At 38.8% G+C, this 3624-nt stretch carries 2 protein-coding genes; both read left to right on the plus strand.

All coding sequences use genetic code 11. The annotated features are described in order from the left end of the window. Window positions 1-543 precede the first annotated feature (543 nt). Window positions 544-2358, plus strand: a complete 1815-nt coding sequence (locus AB6E52_RS22815; protein ID WP_133151367.1) for a hypothetical protein — start codon at window positions 544-546, stop codon at window positions 2356-2358. 9 nt (window positions 2359-2367) lie between these two features. Continuing rightward, window positions 2368-3573 (plus strand): hypothetical protein, encoded by a 1206-nt coding sequence (locus AB6E52_RS22820; protein ID WP_102319982.1) that lies wholly within the window; start codon window positions 2368-2370, stop codon window positions 3571-3573. Window positions 3574-3624: the final 51 nt, after the last annotated feature.

The following is a 3624-nucleotide window of genomic DNA, read 5'->3' on the forward strand; positions in this document are numbered from 1 at the left end:
TTATCGCCCAAACTGGTTAAATTTTAACAGTGACATCTACCCTGCCAGATAGGGATATCCACAGTTTTTCGAAACCGTTTTTCTCATTTCAAAAAACGATTTAGTAAGTTTTATTAAGGCAATTTCTGATTCAAAAATCTCTAATAAGGACGACTTTTCAAACCATCACTTTGAACGAGGTTGGTGCCAAACCCACGTCATTTTTGCTTTGCTTGCACAATACAAAATGTTCTTTTCAACTTCTAATCGTGCTGTTTTTACTCTCACCTTTCTATCGCACTTCTTTGAACATATGGAAACGATTTTCAAGATTGAAAGAGAAGAGGAAGTGACTAGTGCTTTCGTAATCTAAACCGAAATAAAACATTTAATTTACCCGACTTCACTGGGGTAACGACCAATGAAATTGCTGACCGATTCGACACCTTGCGTAAAACCAATACATACGAAGGATCGATTAACAACCAACTAAGGCAACTCTGCAACTTCTTCAGTCTAAATTGGAAAAATAGGACTAAAAAGAAATCGTCAACACGTGCGGTATTGAGACAGCGATTCAACAACAAACAACTCGAGCGTGTTATAGGTGCTAGCAACGATACCTATACAAGTATCGCAAATACTCGAATTGACAGCACTAAATCAGGTATTGAACAAACCGAAGCCTTTCCTTCGATGAGCTTCGTAAAGAAAGAGTCCACAATAGACAGAAAACCGGAACATGAAATTCCAGCAATTAAGCAGATCAATGAGAACTCATCCCGTCAAACACAAATAACAAACATCTCCAAAAGTATTCAGCGCGCCCACAATTCAACTTCTCTTGATAAAACCATACTGCAGATTCACGACCTCTCTTTTCTACTTTTTCAACTAAATAAGAAAAAGAACTATCGTAAACTTATCGGAGTTGTTGAGACGAATGTGATCTGTAAGTTGCTTACTGCTTCACTTTACCTATCGAGACCGATAGCAGATGTTTGCTCTTTAAAGATTCTCGATAAACACTCTGAAGATGGTGAGGGCTTTGTGCGGATTGATAACACTTGGCACTTTAAGGCTGCATTTGTTGATAGTCTCACAGTCGCCGAATACTCTAGCTCAAGTGAGTTAATAAAAATCAGTGACTATTCACTCACACAAGTACCCGAGTTTCTAGTTTCTATATTGGATTTCAATCAACGAAATGCAGGTCCGTTGTTTAATAAAATATCTAAAAGCAGGTATGGTGAGAGCTGTGCAACATTCTTGAAGAACCTATCAGAAACGCACGCCGTCAGAATCAGTCTTAAATCAATTCAATACTTCAGTCTTAACTTTAACGAAGCCAACCAATTAATCGACTCTGTTATTTTCGATTTCGCTTTCAATCATACCACCTACAAAACACGAGCTAGTCGCCACTATACTCAATATTCATTTATGGAAATGAGCTCAAGTATCTTTTATTTCTGGCAAGCTATCGTTGATAGAGTAACCTCTTTAGGGTTTATCCCCAGTATTAAAGTAGGAAATTTGAAACTCATTGATTATCTAATTACTTGTGAATGCAGTGTTGTTGGTTCTAGGTTTTTACCTTCTAAAGCGTTCTTTCAAAAGCGTTACGCATCTCTTCAAAGAAAGCTGGCTGGGTATAACCAGCTCGAAATACAGTCTTCGTATGACAAATTAATCCAATATCATAATGATTACGTGTTTTACGTAAGCTCAATGCTGTTAGCAATGACAGGTTACCGCGCTGTTTATAACCCTCTCCCTTCTTTAAATTTAAGGTTGAGTCGTTATAAAATGCTAATGATCAGCGATAAAGATGACGTAGACTTCACCCACGCACGCATTATTCCACTCGCTGAAAATCTGGATAAACAGATCAAGCATTATCAAAACCACCTCAAACAGCTAACTAACATTCTTCATGTACTACAACCTGAAATAGCATTCCACGCCAAGAAGCAAACAGAAGAGTTGACTCAGTCATTATCAATTAAGCAGTCTGAAGCAACAAACTGGTTCTCAGAGATTAAAAACTCAAAAATATACCCCGGTGTACTTTTCTATTTCATGGAAAACCGCCACGGTATACATATGAGGAACGTACACCCAGCTTGGTTAAGTGAACAAGAAAATACAGACTACCCTCTCAATGCAACTCGACACTACTTGAGAACCTTTTTAACCAAGAGCAACCTGCCACCAGAATCGATAGCCTTCACTATGGGACATTGGTCCACTGGTGAAGCTCCTCTTGGACGTTATTCAACCTTCGACTTCAACGAAGCATGCAGGGCCGTCAGTCCAATAATCCAAGGTATGGCCAATGATCTGAATTTAACTCCAATTCGCTCGCTGTTGGCCTAAGGAGCCTGTATGCCACCTTCAATAGACCTTAAAAGATTAATTGCAGAGGCTTCAGTAGTATTTAAACAAGATATTGAGAATATATTTGTCCTCGATACAGAAAAGGCAGCAAAAAAGTTAATAGAGAAACTACACGCCCTAATCACTAAATTACTTGTGGTCACTTATGATAAAGAAGCAAAATCTGACGCCATCACAATAAAATCACTCAATGTGCTCCAGTCAAAACTCGATTCGAATATAGATGTCCAATCCCTGCAGCGGAAAATTTTACAACTCTATTTGGTGTTGTTAGAGCGAGAGTTCCAGGTTACTTCTCCCCCTTTAGGCTCATTTACTGAAATTCGTAGGGATAAGCCTATAGTTACGCCAGGAAATATTTTCAAAGCCTCGTTAGCTGACAAACTCTATTCTCAACTTGAAGCAGAGATCAAGAAACCCACATTATCATTGTCTTCAGAACAGTCATTAGGGAGGCTTGCTTTATGGCTATTTTTAAAAGAAGGATGTGTCAATACAAAGGATATATCAGCTCTAATCACCAACAACCAAGACCTATATCGAACTGAACAACTAAGTTATTTTTCTGGAAAGCAACAATATTTTCTGTCACCAGTTGCTGAAGCCCTTCTAGTTTTACACCGAATTTCATTCATAAATATGAAACATTACAATCAGTCTAGGCTATTGATTAAAAAGGCAATATTGCATCAACATGAGTACCACCTCACAGCTCCTACTCTTGTTCCTGAGTTGGCTTCACGACGAAGCTTAGCAGAGTTAACATCATCAAAAATCATGTGTTGTATCAATGATTACTGTCATCATACTGCAGCTATACCTAAACAATATTCTTTGAATCTTTCTGATATTCGCCAATGTCATCGAATCGAAACGGTGCTAACTCAGAGTCCTATCGATTTTAGGATCCAATCTAGCCTACTACAATCGACACCGTTAACTCGTTCAACAATGAAACGCGTATTCCTCGATAAGATTGATGTCTTCAGAAAACCACCAGCGAGATTAACAAACCAGGCCGCAACGGTTAGACAAAGCACCGCATGGAAAAAGAACCATACCTCTTACAATAATATTACTGAGCTAAGTAGCGATGAGTTAGTGCGCATATTGCATGGCTTCTTGGACCTATTGAAGACATCGAAAAACACTAGAAAGGAACAAGCCCATCAAGGGCGGCTAATCAGGAGGTAATGCCGATCGTTTAAGAAGACTTGAACGATCCTGCAGTTAGCAGATAATCCC

Source organism: Vibrio sp. 10N.247.311.13, assembly GCF_041467595.1.
Taxonomy (GTDB): domain Bacteria; phylum Pseudomonadota; class Gammaproteobacteria; order Enterobacterales; family Vibrionaceae; genus Vibrio; species Vibrio crassostreae_C.

Bases quoted from the DNA above. Each gene is read 5' to 3' on its own strand.
- AB6E52_RS22820 (WP_102319982.1), top strand. From the start codon at position 2,368: ATGCCACCTTCAATAGACCTTAAAAGATTAATTGCAGAGGCTTCAGTA.